21 protein-coding genes are annotated in these 21915 nt (G+C 68.9%); 7 read left to right on the top strand and 14 right to left on the bottom strand.

The features are described 5' to 3' along the window. Window positions 1-13 precede the first annotated feature (13 nt). From SSQG_RS37890 to SSQG_RS37855, 7 genes are all read right to left on the bottom strand, one after another. The gene (locus SSQG_RS37890; protein WP_003995316.1) at window positions 14-958 is read right to left on the bottom strand and encodes an alpha/beta fold hydrolase; all 945 of its coding nucleotides are present in this window, start codon (window positions 956-958) and stop codon (window positions 14-16) included. A gap of 864 nt (window positions 959-1822) precedes the next feature. Continuing rightward, window positions 1823-1975, bottom strand: coding sequence for a TetR/AcrR family transcriptional regulator (locus SSQG_RS43345; protein WP_244299428.1), 153 nt, complete (start codon window positions 1973-1975; stop codon window positions 1823-1825). A 352-nt stretch (window positions 1976-2327) separates the two neighbouring features. Beyond that, entirely contained in the window at window positions 2328-2897 is a 570-nt protein-coding gene (locus SSQG_RS40210; RefSeq protein WP_078506998.1) for an ATP-binding protein, read from the bottom strand. Window positions 2898-2939: 42 nt separating this feature from the next. Then, the gene (locus SSQG_RS37870) at window positions 2940-3584 is read right to left on the bottom strand and encodes a LutC/YkgG family protein (protein ID WP_003995311.1); all 645 of its coding nucleotides are present in this window, start codon (window positions 3582-3584) and stop codon (window positions 2940-2942) included. Window positions 3585-3607: 23 nt separating this feature from the next. Continuing rightward, the gene (locus SSQG_RS37865) at window positions 3608-5029 is read right to left on the bottom strand and encodes a LutB/LldF family L-lactate oxidation iron-sulfur protein (RefSeq protein WP_039935852.1); all 1422 of its coding nucleotides are present in this window, start codon (window positions 5027-5029) and stop codon (window positions 3608-3610) included. A 20-nt stretch (window positions 5030-5049) separates the two neighbouring features. After that, window positions 5050-5847, bottom strand: coding sequence for a (Fe-S)-binding protein (locus SSQG_RS37860; RefSeq protein ID WP_003995309.1), 798 nt, complete (start codon window positions 5845-5847; stop codon window positions 5050-5052). 53 nt (window positions 5848-5900) lie between these two features. Further along, entirely contained in the window at window positions 5901-7643 is a 1743-nt protein-coding gene (locus tag SSQG_RS37855) for an L-lactate permease (protein WP_003995308.1), read from the bottom strand. A gap of 176 nt (window positions 7644-7819) precedes the next feature. Here SSQG_RS37855 and SSQG_RS37850 point away from each other — a divergent pair, with 176 nt between their 5' ends. Then, complete coding sequence (locus SSQG_RS37850; protein WP_039934509.1) at window positions 7820-8578, top strand: FadR/GntR family transcriptional regulator; 759 nt, start codon at window positions 7820-7822, stop codon at window positions 8576-8578. A gap of 37 nt (window positions 8579-8615) precedes the next feature. Here SSQG_RS37850 and SSQG_RS37845 read toward each other — a convergent pair whose 3' ends face one another. Then, window positions 8616-9794, bottom strand: a complete 1179-nt coding sequence (locus SSQG_RS37845) for a Cmx/CmrA family chloramphenicol efflux MFS transporter (protein WP_003995306.1) — start codon at window positions 9792-9794, stop codon at window positions 8616-8618. A gap of 534 nt (window positions 9795-10328) precedes the next feature. Here SSQG_RS37845 and SSQG_RS37840 point away from each other — a divergent pair. Beyond that, window positions 10329-11372, top strand: coding sequence for a pentapeptide repeat-containing protein (locus tag SSQG_RS37840; protein ID WP_003995305.1), 1044 nt, complete (start codon window positions 10329-10331; stop codon window positions 11370-11372). 68 nt (window positions 11373-11440) lie between these two features. Here the strand turns inward: SSQG_RS37840 and SSQG_RS37835 are convergent, their stop codons facing one another. Together SSQG_RS37835 and SSQG_RS37825 are read right to left on the bottom strand one after the other, a co-directional pair. Beyond that, window positions 11441-12052 (bottom strand): hypothetical protein, encoded by a 612-nt coding sequence (locus tag SSQG_RS37835; RefSeq protein ID WP_003995304.1) that lies wholly within the window; start codon window positions 12050-12052, stop codon window positions 11441-11443. A gap of 777 nt (window positions 12053-12829) precedes the next feature. Next, window positions 12830-13441, bottom strand: coding sequence for an NAD(P)-dependent oxidoreductase (locus SSQG_RS37825; protein ID WP_039934505.1), 612 nt, complete (start codon window positions 13439-13441; stop codon window positions 12830-12832). 135 nt (window positions 13442-13576) lie between these two features. On the opposite strand from SSQG_RS37825, the gene SSQG_RS37820 reads away from it, so the two are divergent. Then, the gene (locus tag SSQG_RS37820) at window positions 13577-14242 is read left to right on the top strand and encodes a TetR/AcrR family transcriptional regulator (RefSeq protein ID WP_244299426.1); all 666 of its coding nucleotides are present in this window, start codon (window positions 13577-13579) and stop codon (window positions 14240-14242) included. 127 nt (window positions 14243-14369) lie between these two features. Here SSQG_RS37820 and SSQG_RS37815 read toward each other — a convergent pair whose 3' ends face one another. Beyond that, on the bottom strand, window positions 14370-14984 hold the full coding sequence (locus SSQG_RS37815; protein ID WP_003995300.1) for a TetR/AcrR family transcriptional regulator: 615 nt from the start codon (window positions 14982-14984) through the stop codon (window positions 14370-14372). Continuing rightward, entirely contained in the window at window positions 14984-15832 is an 849-nt protein-coding gene (locus SSQG_RS37810; protein WP_003995299.1) for an oxidoreductase, read from the bottom strand. Before SSQG_RS37810 ends, SSQG_RS37815 begins: the two co-directional genes overlap by 1 nt. Window positions 15833-16740: 908 nt before the next feature. On the opposite strand from SSQG_RS37810, the gene SSQG_RS43335 reads away from it, so the two are divergent. Then, window positions 16741-16938 (top strand): helix-turn-helix domain-containing protein, encoded by a 198-nt coding sequence (locus tag SSQG_RS43335; protein WP_003995297.1) that lies wholly within the window; start codon window positions 16741-16743, stop codon window positions 16936-16938. 45 nt (window positions 16939-16983) lie between these two features. After that, window positions 16984-18327, top strand: a complete 1344-nt coding sequence (locus SSQG_RS37800; protein WP_003995296.1) for an FG-GAP repeat domain-containing protein — start codon at window positions 16984-16986, stop codon at window positions 18325-18327. Window positions 18328-18889: 562 nt separating this feature from the next. Here the strand turns inward: SSQG_RS37800 and SSQG_RS37795 are convergent. Continuing rightward, window positions 18890-19282: a winged helix-turn-helix transcriptional regulator gene (locus tag SSQG_RS37795; protein ID WP_039935841.1), complete on the bottom strand. Its 393-nt coding sequence runs from the start codon at window positions 19280-19282 to the stop codon at window positions 18890-18892. A gap of 148 nt (window positions 19283-19430) precedes the next feature. On the opposite strand from SSQG_RS37795, the gene SSQG_RS37790 reads away from it, so the two are divergent. Beyond that, window positions 19431-20276, top strand: a complete 846-nt coding sequence (locus SSQG_RS37790; RefSeq protein ID WP_003995294.1) for an NAD(P)H-binding protein — start codon at window positions 19431-19433, stop codon at window positions 20274-20276. 547 nt (window positions 20277-20823) lie between these two features. Here the strand turns inward: SSQG_RS37790 and SSQG_RS37785 are convergent. Then, window positions 20824-21297, bottom strand: a complete 474-nt coding sequence (locus SSQG_RS37785) for a rhodanese-like domain-containing protein (RefSeq protein ID WP_039934504.1) — start codon at window positions 21295-21297, stop codon at window positions 20824-20826. A 94-nt stretch (window positions 21298-21391) separates the two neighbouring features. Here SSQG_RS37785 and SSQG_RS37780 point away from each other — a divergent pair, with 94 nt between their 5' ends. Continuing rightward, window positions 21392-21874 carry an Lrp/AsnC family transcriptional regulator gene (locus SSQG_RS37780; RefSeq protein ID WP_003995292.1) on the top strand — a complete coding sequence of 161 codons (483 nt, stop codon included), beginning with the start codon at window positions 21392-21394 and terminating at the stop codon, window positions 21872-21874. The last annotated feature ends 41 nt before the right edge of the window (window positions 21875-21915 follow it).

The following is a 21915-nucleotide window of genomic DNA, read 5'->3' as shown; positions in this document are numbered from 1 at the left end:
CGCGTCAGGGGGGTCAACGACCATCGTGCAGGGAGCTGACGGCCTGTACCAGGGCGTGGGGGTCCTCCCAGTTCAACATGTGTCCGGCGTCCGGCACGGTGATCAGTCGTGCGCCCGGTATGCCGGCGGCAAGGCGGCGGGCGTGGCTGGGCGGTGTGCTGCGATCGGCCGAGCCGACCATGACGACGGTGGGGACCGCGATCTCGGCCAGGCGTGGATAGCGGTCTTCGCGGGCGAACGCCCGCACGATCGGTACGAGCGAGGCATGGGCCTGCTGCAAGAAGACCTCGAGGAACACCTCGATCATCGCGGGAGAGGGGCGTTTGCCGCACTGGGCGGCTCCGAAGAGGATTCCGCCCGTGCGGGTGCGGGCCAGCCGCTGGAGGATGCCCATCTCCAGCAGCGGGATCTGCAGCCGGTTGTGCGGTGCTCCGTCGTAGATGCGGCCCGCCCAGGTCGCGAACAGCACCAGGCCGCGCAGCCTCCGGGCGACGGGGGGATGGTCGAGCACGGCACGAAGCGCGAGGAACCCTCCCATGGAATGCCCGACGAGCACTGCGTCGCGTACGTCGAAGTGCTCCAGGACCGCCACGTAGTCCTGCGCCATGGGGCCGGAGCCGATGCCGTCCGCACCCAGCGTCGACCCTCCGTGGCCGCGCTGATCGAAGACGATGACACGGTGACCGCCGACCACCAGGGTGGCCTGCACCAGATTCCACTCCAGGAGCGAGGCACCGTATCCGTGGGCCAGTACCACCGTTGGGCCTTCACCCGCGACGATGGTGCGCAGCACCGTCCCGTCGGGGCGGGGGAGGAACGCTTCCTGGCCCTCGGGTTCGCGGCGGAGCCGTTCGTAGGGGACGGGGTCGGGCTGGCGTTCGATCCAACTAACCGCCGCCCGCGCCGCGATGGCAGCGACGGCTCCCGCGGCGGCACCCCAGAGCAGCCGCACCTTCATCGCGATCCTCCGAATCCGCCCCCGTGTGGTGTCAGGCCGGGTCGAAGCGAACTGACGGCGCCCAGTATGCATCTCAACTGACCTCGCTGTGCCGATGGTTGGGGCGGATTGGCTCAGATGCGCAGCCTCTGGAACCGGATGTGCTGGCGGGTGATGACACCGTGGCAGCGGATCGAGACCATCCTGTCCGCGTACGACGAAGCAGACCGCCCGGGGCCGGAAACATTCAGCCTGCACATCGACGACGGCGGGCAGCACCTGCAGCACCGCGGATGCCCGGCCGGCCACTTCCCCCAGCCCTTACCGGCCTCGTCCCCGTCAACGACCCGGGACTTGTGAAAGGCGTCCGGGTGAAACCGAGCGGCCGCGACCCCGTACGCACCGCGCCAGGGAACGCCTGCATGTGGTATTCGGAGCTGGCCCGCCCGCAGTCGGCGAGGACCCCTCCCGGTGTACGGCAGGGGTCCACTTCGGCCTTTTCTCTGTCGGTGCGTAGACACGGATCGGGCTGAATGGAACGCTCCCTACAGAGGCGCGCCGAGCGGCGGCACCGTGCACGGGGCGGTCACGCAGCGCGAAGACGGAGCTCACCGCATCCCGGGCCCAGGCCACCAGCGCGTCGCGGTAGTGACGCACCTCGGCCACGGCCGCCGCACTGGCGTCCTGCCGCACCTTACCCAGCCCCAACAGCAGCTTCACACCTCGCGGGTGGCGCTGGAAGGCGTCCCCAAGCTCCACGAGAAAGATGTCCAGACGCTGCGCGACGTCGCCGCCCGACACCTCGGCCGGGGGCAGAGCCGCCAGAAGGGCGGTCCTGGCGCGCTCCAGCACCGCGACATAGATCCCCTCCTTGCTGCCGAAGTGTCAGTAGATCGAGCTGACCGGCAGACCGCACGCGGCGGAGAGCATCGAGATGGACGTGGCGGCGTAGCCGTGGCGCGACATCAGGTCGGTGGCGGTGTCCAGTATCGCGTCACGGGACCGCGCGCCGCGGTCCTGGGCCGGTGCCTCCGTCATGCGGTGACTCTAGAGGAAGCGCAGGAAGCACAGGAAGTACCGGTCGATCCGGCGTGCGCTGGGGAAAGCCGCGCCGGAGATGTCCACCGAGCGTGGTCGCACGCGCCGGCGTCGTGTGTCACGGCGCTGCGAGGAAGCCGAGGGCGGCCGCCCGCTCCACTCCGCAGACTTGTGCCTCTGACGCACAACCGGTGCGCGCCTTTGCCCCGCCTTGGACTCGCCGGTTTCGGAGCACCGTTGGGTGTTGTCAACGGTCGGGCCTGGGGGGCCCGGCATACCCTTGCCCGTACGCCAGGGCCCGCACCAGCTGTGGTCGTCCGAAAGCGCCCTGCTGGCCCCTACCGTGTGCGGCTCAACCGGGGAGGCGAAGGACCGAGCGGCGTGCGGGTGAGCGGCGCGAGCCGGTCCCCGTACCGGTGTGCCCGGCTAACGAGCGGTCGGGGCGCTTGCACGTGGCGGGGGTGTGGGTCAGCAGCGCCCAGGCGTGTGTGCCCTGCTGGGTGTGGTGCACTCCGGAGCGCTGGGTCAGTGCGTCGACCAGCCAGAAGCCCCGGCCGCACTCGGCCAGGCCGTTCTCTTCGGGACCCGTGCGGTTTCGCCATACACCGGCGTCGATGACCTCGATCCACAGGTGTGACTCGCAGCAGGCGAGTCGCAGGGTGACGTGGTGCGCGCCGCTGTGCTGGACGCTGTTGGTGACGTACTCCGACACCACGACGCTCGCTGTCTCGGCCGTTTCGTCCCCGAGGCGCCATGCCGTCAGCCGGTCCCGGGCGAATGCCCTGGCCGTTGCTACCGCACGTTTCTCGGCAGGGAGCGTGCAGCTCGCCGATGCCGAGGGGCTGGCGGGCCGGGGGACCGGGTGAGGCGCCGTCGGTGCTGCCGCGTGCCGTTGCGGTACTGGGTGAAGGGCGGGCTTCACTGCTCAACTCTCTTCCTGTGAGGACGAGATGATCGGACTCTCTCAGACGACGATGAGGACTTCCAGCGTGCGTGGACCGTGCACTCCCTCCACCCGGTCGAGTTCGATGTCACTGGTGGCCGACGGCCCGGAGACGAAGGTCAGTGGACGCACCGGTTCCAGGGCGGCGAACGCCTCGGGCACGGTGGCCACGACCTGTCCGGCGCGTACGACGCACACATGGACGTCAGGCACCAGCGTCAGGGCGCGCCGGCCCTGGCCGGGGCCGCCGTCCAGGACAAGGGTTCCGGTCGTGGCGATGGCGGCGGCCACGGTCGTCACCACCGCACCGGCCCGGTCGAGTTCGGCGACCGGAAGACGGGGCTCGTCGGTCAGTACCCGGTCGGGGTCCAGCGCGCAGAGCCACTCGGGCGGGAAGCCGCGGGGTATCACGACGGAACCGGCGCCGAGGCCGGCCACCAACCGCCCCAGGCGGGGGGCGACGTCCTGCGTCGATACGAGGTGCACCGACGCCCCGTACTCGGCGAGTCGTTCGGCGAGCAGTTCCCCGGCCGCCGTCGACCCGGCCGACGGTGAGCCGCCGCGGGAGTACAGGCGGGGCACCGGGACGTCCTGTGGACGCTCGCTCGCGGGCACGTCGTCCAGGGCGCGCCTGATCCGGTCCAGTACTTCGGTTCGCGCGTTCATCTCTGCCTCCTCCCGGCGTACGGTCATCGGTGCGTCCTTTTCCACCAGGCGCTGAAGGTCTGCGCGGGCGGGAGGGGGGCGTCGCGGGTGTCGGTCCAGCGGGACAGCGGGCCGGGCAGCCGGCCCACTCGACCGCGCCGGGCCACCAGGCGTGCGGCCAGGGCTCCCGCTCGCTGCGCGGCCGTCAGACGCGAGGGACGGGAGAGCACCCAGCGTGCGGCGGCCATCGCCAGACGCTCCGGTTTCGGCACGAGCCGCCCGCGCCCCTCCTCGGCGATCCGGGCCCGCAGGTGCAGCAGCACCTCGGGGATGTTGATCTTGACGGGGCAGACCTCGTAGCACGCCCCGCACAGCGACGACGCGTACGGCAGGGCGCGGTCCACGTCCGAGGTGGTGCCCCGCAGTTGGGGACTGAGGACGGCGCCGATCGGGCCGGGGTAGACCGATCCGTAGGCGTGTCCGCCCACCCTCTCGTACACGGGGCACACATTGAGGCAGGCGGAGCAGCGGATGCAGTTGAGTGCTTGTCGGCCGACCGGGTCGGCGAGCGCATCGGTGCGGCCTGCGTCGACCAGCACCAGATGGAAGGCGCGGGGCCCGTCGTCGGCGGTCGTGCCGGTCCAGGTGGAGGTGTAGGGGTTCATCCGCTCCCCCGTCGAGGAGCGCGGCAGCAGCTGCAGGAAGACCTCGAGGTCCTGCCAGGTGGGTACGACCTTCTCGATCCCGGCCACCGAGATGAGCGTCTCGGGCAGCGTCAGGCACATCCGGCCGTTGCCCTCGGACTCCACCACGACCGCCGTCCCGGTCTCGGCAACAAGGAAGTTGACACCCGAGACGGCGACCTTGGCCCGCAGGAACTTCTCCCGCAGATGACGCCTCGCGGCCTCGGCCAGCCGCCGCGGATCGTCATCCAGGTCGGCCGGTGCCGCGGTGCCGTACGCGCCCATCGACCGCAAAAAGATCTCCCGGATCTCCGCCCGGTTGCGGTGGATGGCCGGGACCAGGATGTGGGAGGGCTGGTCATGGCCCAGTTGCACGATCAACTCGGCCAGATCGGTCTCGTACGCGTCGATGCCGGCGTCGGCCAGCGCCTCGTTGAGCCCGATCTCCTGGGTGACCATCGACTTGACCTTGACGACCTCCCGTTCACCGGTGTCCTGCACCAGGCCGACGACGATGCGGCGTGCCTCCTCGGCGTCGCGCGCCCAGTGCACCTTGCCGCCCGCCGCGGTCACCTTCTCCTCCACCTGCAGCAGATACCGGTCCAGATGGCGCAGGGTGCGTTCCTTGACCGCGCGGCCCGCCTCCCGCAACTGCTCCCAGTCGTCCTGCTCTGCGACGGCCGCCGCGCGCCGGGAGCGGATGGTGCCGGTGGCCCGGGCCAGATTGCCGCGCAGCTGGGAGTCGCGCAGGGCGCTCGCCGCCGCCGCCGGGAAGGCCGGCATGCCCAGGAACGTCGCGTCGCTCACGGGGTCTTCGTCCTTTCGGTGCCGCGCCAGGAGGTGGGAGAGGGTTCCGCCGTGCCATGTACCGGTGCCTTCTCCGTGGACGCGAGGATCTCGGCGAGGTGCATGACGTTCACTCCGGTGCGCAGGCGGGACAGTGCGCCGCCGATGTGCATGAGGCAGGAGTTGTCACCGGCGCACAGCACGTCGGCTCCGGTGGCCAGGACGTGCCGCACTTTGTCCGTGCACATGGCCACCGATGTGTCGGCGTTCTTCAGGGCGAAGGTGCCGCCGAACCCACAGCACTGGTCGGCCGCGCCGAGTTCCACCAGGTCGATGCCGCGGACGGCCCGCAGCAGGGTGAGGGGCCGGTCATCGACGCCGAGCATGCGCAGGGAGTGGCACGTGGGGTGGTAGGTGACCCTGTGCGGGAAGTACGCCCCGACGTCGGTGACAGCAAGTACATCGACGAGGAACTCGGAGAGTTCGTACACACGCGGCGCGGCACGGACCGCGGTGGACAGCCGGTCGTCGCCGGACACCTCAGCGACCCGCCCGTGGTGTTCGCGCACCATGGCGGCGCACGAGCCGGACGGCGTGACGACGGCGTCGTAACCGGCGAAGGCCTCGGCGAAACGCCGGACGAGCGGCACGCAGTCGCGCTGGTAACCGGTGTTGAAGTGCATCTGGCCGCAGCAGGTCTGCTCCGGCGGGAAGTCCACTCGGTGGCCCAGCCGCTCCAGCAACGTCACCACTGCCCGGCCGGTGGCAGGGAAGAGCGTGTCGTTGAGGCAGGTGATGAACAGTGCGATCCGCATGGTTCCGTGAGTGGAGGGCGAGGCGGGCGACGGCTTCTGTGCGGGTTTGAGGCTCATGGCAGCATCCAGGCCAGGACGTTGGACTGGAGGTACACCAGCACGCACAGGGCAAGCATCAGCATCAGGCTCCACTTGATCGCCGCCCGGAAGAGCTGGGACTCGCGGCCGATGAGGCCCACCGCGGTGGCGGCGATGGTCAGGTTCTGCGGGCTGATCATCTTGCCGACGACACCACCAGAGGTGTTGGCCGCCACCAGCAGCGTCGGATCAAGTCCTGCCTTGTTCGCGGCGGTCTGCTGGAGCGTGGCGAACAGGGCGTTGGCAGAAGTGTCCGATCCGGTCACAGCGGTGCCCAGCCAGCCCAGGACGGGCGAGAGGAACGCGAACGCCGTACCGGCTCCGGCGATCCAGGTGCCGATGGTGATGGTCTGTCCGGACAGGTTCATCACATAGGCGAGTGCGAGGACAGCGGCGACGGTCAGCAGCGCCCAGCGCAGCTTGTGCAGGGTGGCGGTGAATTCCCGGGCGGCGACTGCCGGGGCCACCCGGTAGACGGCGGCGATCACGACGCCCGACAGCAACAGCAGGGTGCCGGGCGAGGACAGCCAGGGGAAGGTGTAGACCGTGGCGGACGACGCCTGGCCGGCGGCGGTGAGGACGTCGCCGTCCAGTCCGGGCCAGCCGAACTTCACGTCGGAGGCGGCAAGGAACTCCTTGAGGGGGGCCACCAGCTTGGCGAGCGAGAAGACCCCGATGATGATCAGGTAGGGCAGGAAGGCCATCAGGATCCTGGGGCCCTCGATCCGCTGGGCGCCCGACACCGGGAGCGTTCCGGTCACCGCACTGCCGTCCTGGCCGTTGCGCGTTGCGGACTGCGCCACGGGCCGGTCGCCGTCCCCGGGCTTGGACGGCTGCCCTGCCGAACCGTCTCCTTGCTCCGTCTCCGCCGCCTTCTGGAGATCGGCCCTGGCCTCCTCACCGCCCTGCGGCCGCCAGAGACGGAGGAAGACGACGACAGCGGCCAGGGCGGCCAGCGAGGCGATGATGTCGGTCAGTTCCACCGAGAGGTAGGTGGCGCTGACGAACTGGGCCAGCCCGAACACCGCACCGCAGACCAGCGCGACCGGCCAGGTCTGGCGCACTCCGCGGCGGCCGTCGACCAGGGCGACAAGAAGAAGCGGCACGAAGAAGGCGACCAGCGGTGTCTGGTGGCCGACATATGCGCCGATCTCCGTGTACGGGATCTTCGTCAGGTTGCCGGCCGTGATGATGGGGGTGGCGATGGCGCCGAACGCGACGGGAGCGGTGTTGGCGACCAGCACGGTGACGGCGGCTCTGACTGGGGCGAAGCCGAGTCCCATCAGCATCACGCCGGTGATCGCCACCGGCGCGCCGAACCCGGCCAGCGCCTCGAGCAGCCCGCCGAAGCAGAAGGCGATGATGATGGCCTGCACGCGCGGATCGGCGCTGATCAGGCCGAAGGCCCGGCGCAGGTCCGCGAAGCGGCCGCTGACGACGGTGAGCTGGTAGACCCAGATGGCAGTGACAACGATCCACATGATCGGGAACAGCCCGAAGGTGGCTCCTTCACTCGCCGAGAGCAGGGCGAGGTCGGCCGGCATACCGTAAGCGGTCACGGCCAGCGTCACCGCGACGGCCAGTGCGGCAAGTCCGGCCCAGTGAGCCTTCATCCTCAGGCCGCCGAGCAGGACGAAGAGCGTGAGCAGCGGCAGGACGGCGACGAGCGACGAGAGCGCGAGGCTGTCGGCCACGGGAGAGAGATCTGGCTGGTACATGAACCCTCACATTGGGGTCTTGGTCAGACCATTACTTGGTTCCTCACGGTAGGCAGCGGGCACCGAGTTGTCCAGAGTTCCGAACGGCCGAATTGCAGCTTGGTCGGACCAAGGGGCGGGTTACTCAAGCTATGATCAACACACAGGGAGTTACCCAGCGCGAGAAAGGGCTTTCCATGGCTGACATGACGGCGGCCTGGGAGCCAGTGCCCCGCTCGCGCACCTTCGAACTCGTACTGGCCCGGATCGAGGAGCAGATCATCGCGGGCAGACTGCGGGTCGGTGACCGGTTGCCGCCCGAGCGGGAGCTCGTCGACATGCTGGGTGTCAGCAGGGCCGCAGTGCGGGAAGCACTGCGCGTCCTGGAGGCCCAGGGAGTACTGCGCTCACGCGTGGGCACCGGACCGTCCTCCGGCACCGTGATCGCGGCCATGCCGGACGCCGGTCTCACCCAGTTGCTGCGGCTGCATATCGCGCTGGCGAACTTCCCGATGGATGACGTCGTCGAGGCCCGCGCCACACTGGAGCGGGCCAGTGCCCGCCTGGCTGCGGAACTCGTCACCGAGGACGGTCTCGAGCGCATCCGCGACCCCCTGCTCCGGATGGACGACGCAAGCCTGCCCCGAGAGCAGTTCAACGACTGCGACACCGACTTCCACGTGGCCATCGCCGAGGCCGGACGCAACCGGCTGATGGCTGACATGACCATCGCGGTCCGCAACGCGGTGCGGCACACCCTGCTCACGGCGTTCAACAAGCTCGACGACTGGGAGAAGGTCGCCTCCCGATTGCGGGCCGAGCACCACGCGATCTACGAAGCCATCGCGGCCGGAGACACGCAAGCGGCCGGCGATCTCGTGGAAGCTCACGTGCGCGGCTTTCACCAGGACATCGTCAAGAAGATCACCGACGGCACAAACCCCCCGGCACCATAAGACCGTGTGCACCATGGGTGAGGCGGGCCAGCATGCGTCACCGGAGCACCTCGCTGCTCCGGCCTGCCTCGACCACGGCGCGCAGGGGGAACGCGACCAGCAGCGCGACCGCGACGAGGAGCCCGCTGGCCCACAGCGGCCCGAGGTTCCCGACCGCGGTGCTGAGGGTGGTTGCGGCGATGAGCGGTCCGGCGGCGGCGCCGACGTTGAGTGCCGCGGTCGCGTAGGAGCCGGCCATGGCGGGGGCCCCGGCCGCCTCGTAGAGGATCCGCGTGATCAGTGTGCTGCCCAGCGCGAACGACAGCGCACCCTGGACGAACACGAGGACGAGCAGCGCGACCGGCCGGTCGGCCAGCATGGCCAGGGCCGGCCAGCCGATAAGCAGCAGCGGGCCACCGACGGCGAGAACCAGGCCGGGACGCTGGTCGGACAGCCGTCCCGCGACGGTGACGCCGATGAAGGAGCCGGCGCCGAAGAGCACCAGGACGACGGAGACCCACAGTTCGCCCAGCCCGGCGGTGCCGGTCACGACCGGGGCGAGGAACGTGAAACTGGCGAAGGTCGCCGCGTTCACCAGCGCGCCGAGCAGCATGACCAGGAGCAACCGCGGACTCTTGAGCTGTGCGAGCTCTGCTCGCAGGGTCGGCCCCTCAGCCGCGTCCTTCTGTCCACGGCGAGCTGGGATGCCGGTGAGAATGCCGATGGCTGCGGGCAGGCAGAGCGCGGCGACGGCCCAGAATGTGGCCCGCCAGCCGAGCAGGGTGCCGAACACCGATCCTGCGGGTACGCCCGCGATTGTGGCCACCGTGGTGCCCGACAGCAGCACGGCGAGCGCGCGCCCCTTCCGGTCGGCAGGGACCAACGTGGCGGCAGTTGTCAGAGCGACGGCGAGGAACCCGGCGTTCGCGAGTGCCGCGATCACCCGGGTCGCGAACAGGACCGGGAAGCTCGAGGTGGCAGCGCCCACGGCGTGGGCTGCCAGGAACACGAGGACGAACGCGAGCAGGCTCGCTCGTCCGGGCCAGTTGCGGGCAAGTGCTGCCATGAGCGGGGCACCGACGATCATTCCGATCGCGTATGCCGAGGTGAGCGTGCCGGCTGTCCCGACGGTGACGCCGAGGCCTGAGGCGATGTCCGGCAGGAGGCCGGCGAGCATGAATTCCGAGGTACCCATGGCGAAGAGTGCCAGGGCAAGCAGGTACAGCGGGAAAGGCATCGAGTGGGCTCCGAGGTGAGGAGAGGCACGAGAAGGTCATCTCGTCACCGCGGTCAGCACCCAAGGGCGCACGTCGTCCGACCGCAGAACGCGGCGCGACGACAGGACTGTGAGCTCAATGGTTCAGGGGGCTGACGGCGTGACCGAAAGCCCCCCTGTCTGACTCTGGACTCGACATGGCCCGCACGTTACCCGACCGAAGCCCGCCGAGGCACCCCGGTTTCACCGGCATTGACCGGTGCCACCAACGTCATGTCCCGCAACACCTAGGCACTCTGTGGCAGGCAGGGTCCGGGGCTGAGGTGTCAGTCCGTGAGGCTGCCGAGGGGAGGATCGTTGCCGTGGGGGCGATGTCCGCGGTCGAATATCGGTATGCCTCCTGCGTCTTCACGCCGTCCGCGGTTACGCCGATCCGCCCGGTCCACCATCCGGCCGGGCCGGTTACGAACGACGGGTCATGGCCCGCAGAGCAGGGCGGAAGGCCTGGACTGGGCTCGGCGTATCGAACTGCTGTCCGTCCTGGTGGCGTCTGCAGTGGCGGTAGCCGGCCTGTGGTACTCCAATGTCCAGACGCAGCAGGCAAACGACCAGGCGCGCCAAGAGCGGGCGTTGACGAAGGAAGGGCAGATCACCGACCGGTACACCGCGGCGGTCAGCAACCTCGGTGCGGACAAGATGGACGTGCGTCTGGGCGGCATCTACGCCCTGGAACGCACCATGCAGGACTCCACCCGTGACCACCCGACCATCGCCAACGTCCTCGCCACCTACATCCGCACCCACGCCGCGAAGCCGCCGGCGCAGGGCCAGGACGTCCCGGCAGACGTCAACGCCGCCCTCACCGTCCTCACCACCCGCGACACCACTCACGACAAAGGCTTCCGCCTTGACCTCCGCTCCGTCTGGCTCCCTGAAGCCGAGATCGGGCGACCGCTCAACGAGACCCCTGCCGCCATGGCCCGGGCGGACCTGCGCGATACGCGCTTGCGGGGCGCGAAGCTGGATTCCGCGGATCTACGAGACGCGAACCTGGGCAACGCCGACCTGCGAGGCGCGGACCTGACCTTCACGACGCTGTCCCGCGCGCTCCTGGTCAACGCGGACCTACGAGACGCGCAACTGTTCGCCGCTGACCTGCAATACGCGTTCCTGACCGACGCTGACCTCTCTGGTGCGCATCTGCGCTCTGCAAAGCTGCTCGGCGCGAGTCTGCCCCGCGCGGACCTGAGTGGTTCGGAGCTGGCAGACGTCAACCTGCGCAGTTCGAACCTGGAGGGCGCGGACCTGAGCGGTTCGGATCTGGAAGACGTGGACTTCACCAGCCGGTCTACGGAGGTGTCCGGCGCGAACCTGGAGGGCGCGAACCTCACCGGCGCGAATTTGGAAGGTGCGAACCTGAAAACCGTGAACAAGGAAATGGCCGGCGTGATTCTGGACGACGCGAACCTAAAGGGTGCGAATCTGACCGATGCGAACCTGTCCGGCGCAGACCTGTCCAGCGTGAAAAACCTGACGCGGAAGCAGCTCGATTCTGCCCGTACTGACGGAGATACGAGGCTGCCTGCTGGACTCTCCTAGCTCCGTACTTCGCGGGTGGCAGCGACAGGTGGATTCCGGCCGCAATGCGCAGTTGTCTGGCCCTGCGGCTATCGGCGGCCGTTTCGTTTGCACTCGCTGTTGCGCAGTGCGCGACGTTTCTTTCCCGGCAGGGTGGCTGCCAACTCGCCCACCAGGCAGACATCGTGGCAATCGCCGTCTTGGCTGCCCCGGCACCACCACACCGGTGGGCCGGCCGCGTCCGTTTCGCTCTGGTACCAGTCGTCAGTGGTCCCTGCGGGACGAGGGTGCATTCCGATCTTGTGTTCCGAGCAGATCGGCCAGACCTGCCAGAGCAACTCCATGAGGGTCGACTGCGCCGCATCCGCGACCACAGTCAGGACCGTCGTCGCATCGTCCGGCTCTGGCGGGTCGCCCTTTTTCAGGTCGCACGCATTCACCGAATTGCCGTGCCAGCGGCCGTCGGGCATCGCCACGTAGACCTGACCCCTGTCGACTCCGCTCGGGGGCAAGGGCTGCCGAGGCGGGTCAACCATCAGTATCAGCGCGTCCTGATCCGGCAGGGTCGCCGTCAGGTCGCGATTGACCACAGCGAGTGCGGCCTCCAGCTTCGGCCATTGACCGGGCTCGGCCGGTCTGGGCTCCGGGAGATGCTGCCGGTCATGATCAGGACCGATGCTGAAATGCGAGAAATGGTTCACCGGGGCATCGTCCCAGCCATGCCGTCTTTCACCGGTGGCGGAGGGTGGAAGTGGGCAACCGACGGCAGCGGCCGGTTGTCGGACGGGAGGTGGGACAGCTTCCAGTCGGACAGGAAGGTGACCGTGCCGCCGGTCTCGTCCTGCGGCCTCACCGAGCGCTCTCCAGCTCCGTCCCTCACGTGCGGGGACGTCTTCCGTCGGGCCGACGGGACCGGCCTGACCGTGTGATCACGGACCTCAGTATGGCTGTCGCCTCAAAGGCGACGGCGTCCACTACGCCATGCTCGGCATCGCCCGCCTGCACAGCCTCACCCCCACCGGGTGACCGAGTGCGACTCCAGCGCCTTGCAAGACATCGGGCCAACTTGCCCCCGACGACCGCGCGCCCCAAGCGGCGACCACCGCGGCCAGAGCGGCCGAAAGCACCACGAGACCTGTCGCCAGCAAGCGGAGGACTCTTGCGTTATCCATCTTCAGCATCCCGCCGAGTACAGCGCGCTGCTTCAGGAGCTGACCCAGCAGGAGCAGCAGCCGGCCTGAAGGGGAAACGCAAAGCGGCTCGTACCCCTGCGACATTCGCTGGGAGTGCGAGCCGCTCTTTCCTCGCTTGGAGTGAGGATCGGGCATGGTCCTACGGCTTCAGCGTGTAGCCGCTGCCGTGGTTCGGCGAGTTCAAGGTGTCCTGCGCGACGAGCCGGACCCGCCACTGTCTACCTGGCCGGACTCCACGTCGCCGCCATCTTCATCTGGTCGGCAAGGTGATCCGGAAGAAACCGCCTAGCCGAGGGGTACGACGATTCCGCTGCCGTGCTTGTCCGTCTCCGCCTCGTCCAGCAGCAGGGAGGCCAGCGTGGCCCGGGAGATCCGGGGCGGGAGCAGGGGACGCCTCAGTTCCGCCAAAGGCACGATGCGGCCGGCGGAACTGAGGGGGCCGTCGGTGACGTCCGGGGCGTGGAAGACCGTGGCGCCGGCGGCGAGCGCGATCTGGTCGGCCTCGGCCTTCTCGGCCAGTTCCGAACCGACGAACATCCGCATCACCCCCGCGTAGATCAGCCCGCCCGACCGGCTTGACACGCCCGAGCCCAGTGCGCCGAGCCACACCGTGCGGACGCCGGCGGCCGCGAGCACCCTGGCTCCGGCGACCAGTGCGCCCGGACCGTCGCCCTTGGCGATGCCGATGGCGGAGATGGTCACGTCGACGTCGGCCAGGTCGGGGAAGCTCCGCGGGTCGGTGACATCCGCCTTGCGGACCTCGACCTGCCGCGGCGCGGGCACGGCGAACGCGGCCGGCGTCCGGACCAGTGCCACGACGTCGTGCCCCCGCTCCAGCGCTTGACCCACGAGCGTGCCGCCGGTCCGCCCCGACGCTCCCAGTATGGCGATGCGCATGATGATCCATCCCTTGACTGAACAACTGTTGGCGACATGACTAAACAACTGTTGGTTAGTGATGTCAAGGCCAGACCCGGTTGTACGGTGAAACCCTGCTGCTCAATCGTTCAGCCTGGTCAGAAGGGAGCCAAGGTGTCGCCGCAGGAGCAGTCCGCTCCCCGTCGCCGTAATCCGCGCGGGCAGGGACAGGTACTCAAGGCCCAACTCGTGGACGCCGCGGCAAAGTTGCTGTCCACCCTCGAGGAGCCGGAGAAGCTGACCCTGCGGCAGGTCGCACGCGAGGTCGGGGTGGCACCGGCCAGCATCTACAGCCACTTCCCCGACCTGAGCGCGCTGGTCCAGCACGTGCTGCGACTGCGCTACGCGGAGTTGGCGAGCCTGATGGACGAAGCCGCGCAGTCCGCCCCGAACCCGCTGGCCGACCTCGCCGCCCGGTGCGCCGCCTACGTACGCTGGGGAGTCGGCCAGCCCGGCCACTACCGCACCCTTTTCGGCGGGCGCATGCCGGACGACCTGATCACGGGGTCAGCGCACGGCGCCGGAGCCGAACCACTCGAGGCCGTCACGGCCTCCCTGGCAGCGGCCGCCGAGGGCGGGCGCAGGCTGTCCTCGGCGGAGCAGCAATGGCAGGCGGGCCTCCTGCTCTGGACCGGGCTGCACGGCCTGGTCAGCCTCTACAACGACCATGGAGACCTTCCCTGGCCGCCCCTGGACGACCTGATCGCCGATCTGCTCAGCCTGCACACAGCCCGCCCGGCGGCCGAGATCGTGCCCCTCCTGCCTCCCGCAGAGGAATGACCCTGGTGTGTCGAGGCCGGCTGGCGGCCCACCTGCTGGGCGACGCGTAAAGGGTGTCCACTTCACGGGGACAAGGCTCGACCCGGACTTCATGGTTCCGGGCCTCACCGCGTCTATGGCAGATACCTCAGGTGATCAGGCCGGCGCTGGTCAGCCAGATGTGTTCGCATGTAGCCGACGCCTCTTGGAGCTTCTCGCGGGATTCCTGTGAAGCGTGGTAGAAGGTCCGCTCGATCATCCAGCACAGGGCGCGTGCCATCGCCGAGGCCTGGTCCGGTGCAGCGCCGGCCTGGATGCCGGCGTGTTCCAGGACGGCGGTGATGGCCGCGATGAACAGGTCAGCCGTGTGCATCCACAGTTCACCGATCTCCGGCACGGTCAACGACAGGTCGATCGCCGTGCGCAAGACCGGGCCGTGTTCGTTCCACAGCTCGACCGTGCGCTGCATGGCTGCTGCGATGGCCTGGCGTGGCTCGTCGGTCTGCGCGGTGACCCGGGACCGTTCCCACAGGTGCTCGACGGTCCGGGCCACGAGTGCCGTGACCACTTCTTGCTTGGAGCCGAAGTAGAAGTACAGGGCCCCGCGTGTGATGCCGGCGCCCTGGGCGATGTCGCCGACGGTCATGGCGTCGTAGCCCTTGTGCGTCAGCAGGGCTTCGCAGGTGTCGAGGATGGCCCGCTCCCGGACGTCCCCCTTGCGCTCGGTGGTGCGACGGCCGCGCGCGGAATGGTGGCCGGGCATCAGAGCTGAGCGCCTTCGGCGAAGTCGGTCGTACGCGAGAGTGTCTCCCACGCGCGGATGTCCTCGTCCACGGCCGTGCGCGCGGCGGTGACCAGCCGCAGCGCGTCCGAGCCCAGGACGAGGTGGGCCGGCGGCTGCTCGACCGTCGTGATGTGCACGACCGCCTCCCCCGCCTTGGCCGGATTGCCCAGCTGGTTCCCGCTGGCCTTCTGCCGTGCTTCGCGGATGGGGGTGAACAGCTCGTCGTAGTCCTCGATGGACCGTGCCGTGCGGGTCATGGACCGTCCGGCCCAGTCGGTGCGGAAGGAGCCGGGCTCGATCGCCGTCACGTGGACTCCGAACTGTGCGACTTCCTTGCCCAGCGCCTCCAGGATTCCCTCCAGGGCGAACTTGCTGCCGCAGTAGGCGGACATGCCGGGCACGGCCATGAGCCCGCCCATGGAGGTGACGGCCATCAGGTGTCCGCGGCGGCGCCGGCGCATGTGGGGCAGCGCCGCCTGCAGGGTGGCCACCGCCCCGAACACGTTCACCTCGAACTGCCGTCGCACCTCGGCCAGCGGGGTTTCCTCGAAGGTTCCCTCCAGGCCGTAGCCGGCGTTGGCGACGACGACGTCCAGAGGGCCGACGCTCCGCTCGACCTCCGCGACCACGCCGGAGACGGCGTCACCGTCCGTCACGTCCAGGAGACGGCCGTGAGCGTGCCCGAGCCTGAGCTCTTCGAAGGCCCGCAGGTCCTTCTCGGAGCGGACGGTGCCGATGACGGTATGCCCGGCGGCCAGGGCGGCTTGGGCGAAAGCGCGCCCCAGGCCCGTGCTGACGCCGGTGATGAGCCAGTTCTGCTTCTCCATCGTTCCTCCAGAGAGGTCTCGCGAGGAGCCGGGTCGCCCTCTTCAGCAAAAGCCTACACCGTGTCGATTTTTATCGTCACTGCGTCGATTCTGGCAGCGCTCACGGAATGGAACCCCCAGGCCATCCGCGTGCCGCACACCGCCCGGATCGGCGCCGTCAAGGCCCAGCAGCCAGGCCTACAACCAGAACCGCACCCCGGTCATCACCGGGACACCCAGCAGGGCCTGAGAGAAGGTGCGGGGCCTGACCACCGGCAGGCCGCCACTCGACTGTCGTCACACGATCGTTTGACGACAGGCTGGCCGCGCGCCCAATGAACCCGTGTAATCCGGGGGTTCGCGGCGGCTCGAATCCAATCAGGTCCGATCTGACTGCTGACAGGGTTTGACGACAGATAGGGACCAATCCTCCATACGGAAGGGGCCTACGAGTGGCGAACCTGGTCTGCAAGCGGGTCTCGACCGACCAGCAGTCGACCGCCCCGCCAGGACCTCCTCCTGGACGAGGCCGGGATCGGTGACCCGGTCGCCTTCGAGGAGGATGCGGGCACCTCCAGCCACCTCCACCCGCTCCAGCGGCCGAAGTTCGGCAAGCTGCTCACCTACGCCCGGCCGGGTGGCACAGTGCACATCTCCGAGATGTTCCGCCTCGTACGCGGCACCGGCCACATCCTCGACGTGTCCTCGGACTTCCGCACCCGCACTCCGCGGCGGCATCTGGACTCCACCATCGCCGCAGCCTCCAGCCCCAGCCCCAGCCCGGGAAGCAAGCATGAAACGCAAGGTCGGATACGTGTGGCGGCTGCGCGAGATCATGGCTCAGCACCAGATCTTCACGGCCACCGAACTGGTGCCGCTGCTGCGCGAACGGGGCATCGACCTGTCCGCCTCCCGGGTCCACCGCCTGGTTGCCCGGCACCCCGGAACGCCTGTCGTCGAAGATCACGGCCGCGCTCTGCGACATCCTGTCCTGCGCCCCGGCCGACCTGGTGACCACCACCGCCGAGAACGCCGGGGTCCGCAAGACCGCTACCGACGACCTGCCCGCCCCGCCCGCCAACGCCGAGAAGGCAGGGCCGCCGTGCATCGCCCCCGTAACGAAATGATGCGCTTCCTTGTGCGGGCGGCGTCCACGCCCGTGAAGTGGGCTGATGCACTTTCCGACAGCAGACGGTCCGTTCTTCCGCCACCTGCGCATGTGGCACGCCGTGGCGGCCTTTCTCGTGGTGGTGGCCGTGGTGGCGTTCCTCGTCCTTCTCCCGTCCGACGGCGCGCGCTCGGTGCCCAACAGCCCCTGCCGACCAGCCGATTCGGCACACGAGGACCCGCCCGCGGCCCCCGACCTCGACGGAGACGGCTTCGTCGATCTGGTGCACGAGTTCTCCGACACGGCGGAGAACTTCGACGTGACCGTCGTGCCCGGCTCCGAGCACGGTCCGGACCACGACCGCACGAGCGTTCTCACCCACGACGACCTCGGTCTGCCGGACGACGTCCAGACGGGCGACGACCCGTGGCAGCCGACGGTCGCCGACCTGGATGAGGACGGCCACGCCGACCTCATCGTCAGCGGCGCCGCCCAAGTCCTGTGGGGAGGCCCCAAGGGCCCGCAGGCCAGCGGACCGCACGGGCGCGTCCAACTGCCGGGCAGCGGATACGACACCGCGCCGATCGCCGGCGACTTCGACGGGGACGGCCACACCGACCTCGCGGCCATCAGGTACTCCAACGAGGATCAGGAACTGGTCGTCCTCAAGGGACCGTTCAAGCGCTCCGGCGCACCCACCCGGTCCGCGGAGATCCCCAGCCCGGTCCACGAGGGCGCCTCACCCGTGCTGGTCGCCGGGGACGCGAACGACGACCGCGCCACCGATCTCGCGCTCTACGACTCCCCGTGGGATCCGCCCCTGCTGTTCACCGGCGGCGCCCGTACCGCCGGAGGCCTGAGCCAGGAGCCCGAGCGGCTGCCGCAGGGCGAGAACGTCGTCTTCGGTGACTTCGACGGCGACGGGCGGCAGGACATCGCCATCGGCCGGAGCTTCGTCGACAGCTACGACGAGATCGACACACCCCACCGGCGCGGCCAGGTCAGGGTCCGCTACGGGAAAGAGCCGGGGAAGTGGGTCACCATGGAGGGCGGCGACTTCAAGGAGGGCTTCGGCACCCGGCTCGCCGCCGGAGACATCAACGGCGATGGCTGCGACGACCTGGCCGTACAGCTCACCATGAAGAAGGAGACGGGGGACGCGCGGATCGAGGTGCTGCGGGGCGGCTCCCAGCACGGCCTCGGGTCGAAGCCCTGGCGCGCCACCAAGCGCTCCGTGCCGGGTGACGACGGCCCCGTCGACGGCACGCTCTTCGCCGTCCACGACTTCGACGACGACGGCCGCGCAGAACTGGCCCTTCTCGGCGGGAACAAATGGTGGATCACCGACGGCACGGACCGCGACGAGGCATCCTTCCCGGTCACCACCAGCAACGACCAAGGTTCGTAGGCACATGCTCGTTGCCCCCGGCCCCGGAGTTCCGCGCCCGCAACAGGTGACCGGGAGGGGAGCGCCCTCCGGGGGGCCTGCACTTGTACGGGAGGGTCAGGGGCCTGGTCCCTCCTCCCCCGTCGCCTTGTCGGGCGTCCAGGGCGAGGCTGGTGACGTGACGGATGCGGCTGTCGCCGCGGCGGTGTCCCATACGACAGGCGACCAGTACCTCCAGTTCCCCTCTACTCGGCGTTCGCGGCTGTATCTGCCCGCAACGGTGAGCACGGCGGCGAAGGTTGCCGCAGCCCGTGTGATGGCGGTGGGTAGCTCGAGCCGTTTTCTGCGTGTGCGGATCGGTGTGGTCAGGCCGGGTCCTCCGGTTCCAACTGCTCCCGGCAGGCCGGGCACAGATTGCCGGGTGAGCCTTCGGCATCCGCTTCGATGAACGGCAGGCGGGCGCAGCCGGCGCAGAGCTGTTGGGACTCTGAGAAATCGCCAGTCCGTCTCTTCGCTCCACTTGGTTGCGGGATCAACCAGGTAGTGGAAGATCCGGCACGGATCGAGCCCTCTCGCTGACGCGCTACTTGGGTGGATCGGTGTCGTAGTCGTGCCGGGCCTGCTCGACCTTGTCCAGGTTGTCGGCAGCCCATTCGGCGAGGTGGGCGAAGAGTGGGGCCAGACTGCGACCCAGCTCGCTGATCTCGTACTCGACCCGAGGTGGGACCTCCGGGTGGTACGTACGCACAACCATGCCGTCACGTTCCAGCTGCCGCAGCCGCTGGGTCAGTACCTTCGGTGTGATCGTGCCGATCCGTCGTTCCAGCTCGACGAACCGTTGCCGGCCATGCCTGTTGAGAGTCCAAAGGATCGGCGTCGTCCACCGGCTGAACACGATCTCCACGACCGCACTGGTCGGACAGGCGAGCTCCGGGTCGGTCTCCGCGGCTGCCACCCAGTCAGCATTGTCGGCCATGTACACCCCCTTGAGATAGTCACTTTCCTCTAGGTACCTACTATATCGACGATGTTAGCGTCCCCGTGTCGCCCGGAGAGCAGCTCTCCACGACGGTCCCACCCGCTCGGGTGGCGACAACCATGCTGAATTGATAGGGGAGTTGTTCATGATCGTAGTGACGGGGGCAACCGGCAACGTCGGCCGATCGCTCGTGCAGGCCCTCGCGGCAACTGGTGTGCAGGTGACCGCGACATCCCGGGGGATCTCGGACGCGGACGTGCCGGAGAACGTCGAGTACCGGCGGGCGGACCTGGTCGATCCTAAGAGCCTTCGGCCCGTATTCGACGGAGCCGACGCGCTGTTCCTGCAGAACGGCGGCCCCAGCGCGCACCTGCTGAGCCCACAGGACATCCTCGATGTCGCCAAAGCCGGCGGCGTCGGCTGGGTCATCCTGCTGTCGTCCCAAGGAGTTGCGACCCGCCCCCGGTCGGCCTCCCACGGAGGTACGGCACGCATCATCGAGGACGCCGTCCAGCAATCAGGCATGGCCTGGACGATCCTGCGGCCCGGTGGCTTCAACTCCAACGCGTACGCCTGGGCCGAGTCGGTCCGCGCCCGAAGGACCGTCGCCGCGCCGTTCGCCGACATCGGCCTGCCGACCATCGACCCGGACGACATCGCCGAGGTTGCCGCCGCAGTCCTGCGCGAGGACGGCCACGACGGACAGATCTACGAGCTGACCGGGCCCGCACTCAACACGCCCCGTCAGCGGGCCGAGGCGATTGCCGACGCACTCGGCGAACCCGTCCGGTTCATCGAGCAGACCCGCGACGAGGCCCGTGCGCAGATGCTGCAGTTCATGCCCGAGCCCGTGGTCGAGACCACGCTGACCATCCTCGGCGAGCCCACCCTCGCCGAACAGCGCATCAGCCCCGACGTCGAGCAGGTCCTCGGCCGCACGCCCCGCACCTTCGCCGACTGGGCTCAGCGTCACATCGCCGCCTTCCGATAAGACCGATGTCTCCGGCCACGGCAACCCTGGTCGAGCTTTCACGTCCCACTGTCGACTGCACTCGGGCAGTTCGCTCACCTTGGAGTGGGGATCCAAGGTGAGCAGGTCCGGAGAACTGCTGAGCAGGGGTGGGGAAGTTCAAAGAGCCTCAACAGAGCACGAGTTCGTGCGCGGCGTGCCGGGCACCGCAGCAGAACTGGATGGCCTGCCGCGGAGCGGGTCATCTCTGCCAGCAGGGCTGAGCCTGCCTCCCACCTGGTAGCTGAACCGCAGCTCACGGGAGAGCGACATGCAAGGTTCCCTTTCAGGGTGGGGCGTGACGCGGCGGCCACGATCGGCCCGTCAGCTGGGCAGGTCAAGGGGTCAGCATGCTGCCAGCCGAATCGGAATCCCTGGAAAGCCACCTGCCGCCGCACGTCGCGAAGATCGCGCGGAAGGCCGCCGAAGTGCTGGAGGAACCACGGCCGGCCACCGCATGCCACCTGGCCCGCGCGTCGTTGAGCACCACGACTCCATATGCCGGGCCCCGGGGACTTCTCCCCCGGGGCTAGCAAGCGCAGTGGGCGGCGTCGACCGGTGCCGTCAACGGGTCGACCGCCCGCCGCTCAACCCCGTCCGCCCCCTCGACGGGTAGCCCTTCGCGAATCCAGTACTCGATCCCGCCGATCATCTCCTTGACGCGATAGCCGAGCTGGGCAAGGGCGAGCGCAGCACGGGTCGCGCCGTCACAGCCGGGCCCCCAGCAGTACGTGATGACTGGAACGGCCGGATCCAACAGGCTCGCGGCGCGCTCCGGGATCTCGGCGGTGGGCAGGTGCACCGCTCCCGGCACACGCCCTTGCGTCCACGCGGCATCTCCCCGCGAGTCGACGAGCACGAAGCCCGGGTCGCCGGACTCCAGCGAGGCATGGACATCGGACACATCTGCCTGGAAGGCGAGGCGTGCGATGAAGAAGGCGGTCGCCTCGGCGGGTGCCGCCGGCGGCACCCGAAGGGCGGCGCTGATCTGGGTCTTGGTCATGCCCTGGACGCTATGCTCCCCGCCCCTTCCTCCGGAACTCACGATCCACGGCCCTACTCGCCGTTCGCCGTGGACTCCGTGGTAATTATCGGCTATGGCCGCTGATCCCCTTGACGCTACCGATATGCGCATCCTGGAAGCCCTCCAACGCAACGGGCGTGCCAGCTATGCCGAGTTGGCCCGTAGCGTCTCCATGTCGCCGAGCGCCGTTACTGAACGAGTCCGACGGCTGGAGGAGTGCGGGGTCGTCTCCGGCTACTCCGCCGTCGTGAGCCCCGAGGCCCTGGGGCTCGACATCCTTGCTTTCGTCCGCCTCCGCTACCCCACTGGCAACTACAAGCCGTTCCACGACCTGCTCGACACCACACCCGAGATCGTGGAGGCCCACCATGTAACGGGCGAGGACTGCTTCGTCCTCAAGGTTGTGGCTCGCTCGATGCGCGACCTGGAACGCACCACGGGCCGCATCGCTGCTCTGGGCTCCGTCACCACGAGCGTCGTCTACTCCAGCCCGCTTCCAAGCCGCTCAATAACGACGGTCGTCTCCCAGGAACCGTCCAGCGGGTCCGGCGACTGACCCATCAGACAGGCCCTAGGACCGGTGCTGGGCGGAGCATC

This window comes from Streptomyces viridochromogenes DSM 40736, from assembly GCF_000158955.1.
Taxonomy (GTDB): domain Bacteria; phylum Actinomycetota; class Actinomycetes; order Streptomycetales; family Streptomycetaceae; genus Streptomyces; species Streptomyces venetus.
This window is presented reverse-complemented; position numbering and strand designations above follow the sequence as displayed.

Coding starts and splice junctions, on each gene's coding strand:
- SSQG_RS37890 (WP_003995316.1), bottom strand. CDS start 958: ATGAAGGTGCGGCTGCTCTGGGGTGCCGCCGCGGGAGCCGTCGCTGCC.
- SSQG_RS43345 (WP_244299428.1), bottom strand. CDS start 1,975: ATGACGGAGGCACCGGCCCAGGACCGCGGCGCGCGGTCCCGTGACGCG.
- SSQG_RS37870 (WP_003995311.1), bottom strand. CDS start 3,584: ATGAACGCGCGAACCGAAGTACTGGACCGGATCAGGCGCGCCCTGGAC.
- SSQG_RS37865 (WP_039935852.1), bottom strand. CDS start 5,029: ATGCCGGCCTTCCCGGCGGCGGCGGCGAGCGCCCTGCGCGACTCCCAG.
- SSQG_RS37860 (WP_003995309.1), bottom strand. CDS start 5,847: ATGCGGATCGCACTGTTCATCACCTGCCTCAACGACACGCTCTTCCCT.
- SSQG_RS37855 (WP_003995308.1), bottom strand. CDS start 7,643: ATGTACCAGCCAGATCTCTCTCCCGTGGCCGACAGCCTCGCGCTCTCG.
- SSQG_RS37850 (WP_039934509.1), top strand. CDS start 7,820: ATGGCTGACATGACGGCGGCCTGGGAGCCAGTGCCCCGCTCGCGCACC.
- SSQG_RS37845 (WP_003995306.1), bottom strand. CDS start 9,794: ATGCCTTTCCCGCTGTACCTGCTTGCCCTGGCACTCTTCGCCATGGGT.
- SSQG_RS37825 (WP_039934505.1), bottom strand. CDS start 13,441: ATGCGCATCGCCATACTGGGAGCGTCGGGGCGGACCGGCGGCACGCTC.
- SSQG_RS37815 (WP_003995300.1), bottom strand. CDS start 14,984: ATGCCCGGCCACCATTCCGCGCGCGGCCGTCGCACCACCGAGCGCAAG.
- SSQG_RS37810 (WP_003995299.1), bottom strand. CDS start 15,832: ATGGAGAAGCAGAACTGGCTCATCACCGGCGTCAGCACGGGCCTGGGG.
- SSQG_RS37800 (WP_003995296.1), top strand. CDS start 16,984: ATGCACTTTCCGACAGCAGACGGTCCGTTCTTCCGCCACCTGCGCATG.
- SSQG_RS37795 (WP_039935841.1), bottom strand. CDS start 19,282: ATGGCCGACAATGCTGACTGGGTGGCAGCCGCGGAGACCGACCCGGAG.
- SSQG_RS37790 (WP_003995294.1), top strand. CDS start 19,431: ATGATCGTAGTGACGGGGGCAACCGGCAACGTCGGCCGATCGCTCGTG.
- SSQG_RS37785 (WP_039934504.1), bottom strand. CDS start 21,297: ATGACCAAGACCCAGATCAGCGCCGCCCTTCGGGTGCCGCCGGCGGCA.
- SSQG_RS37780 (WP_003995292.1), top strand. CDS start 21,392: ATGGCCGCTGATCCCCTTGACGCTACCGATATGCGCATCCTGGAAGCC.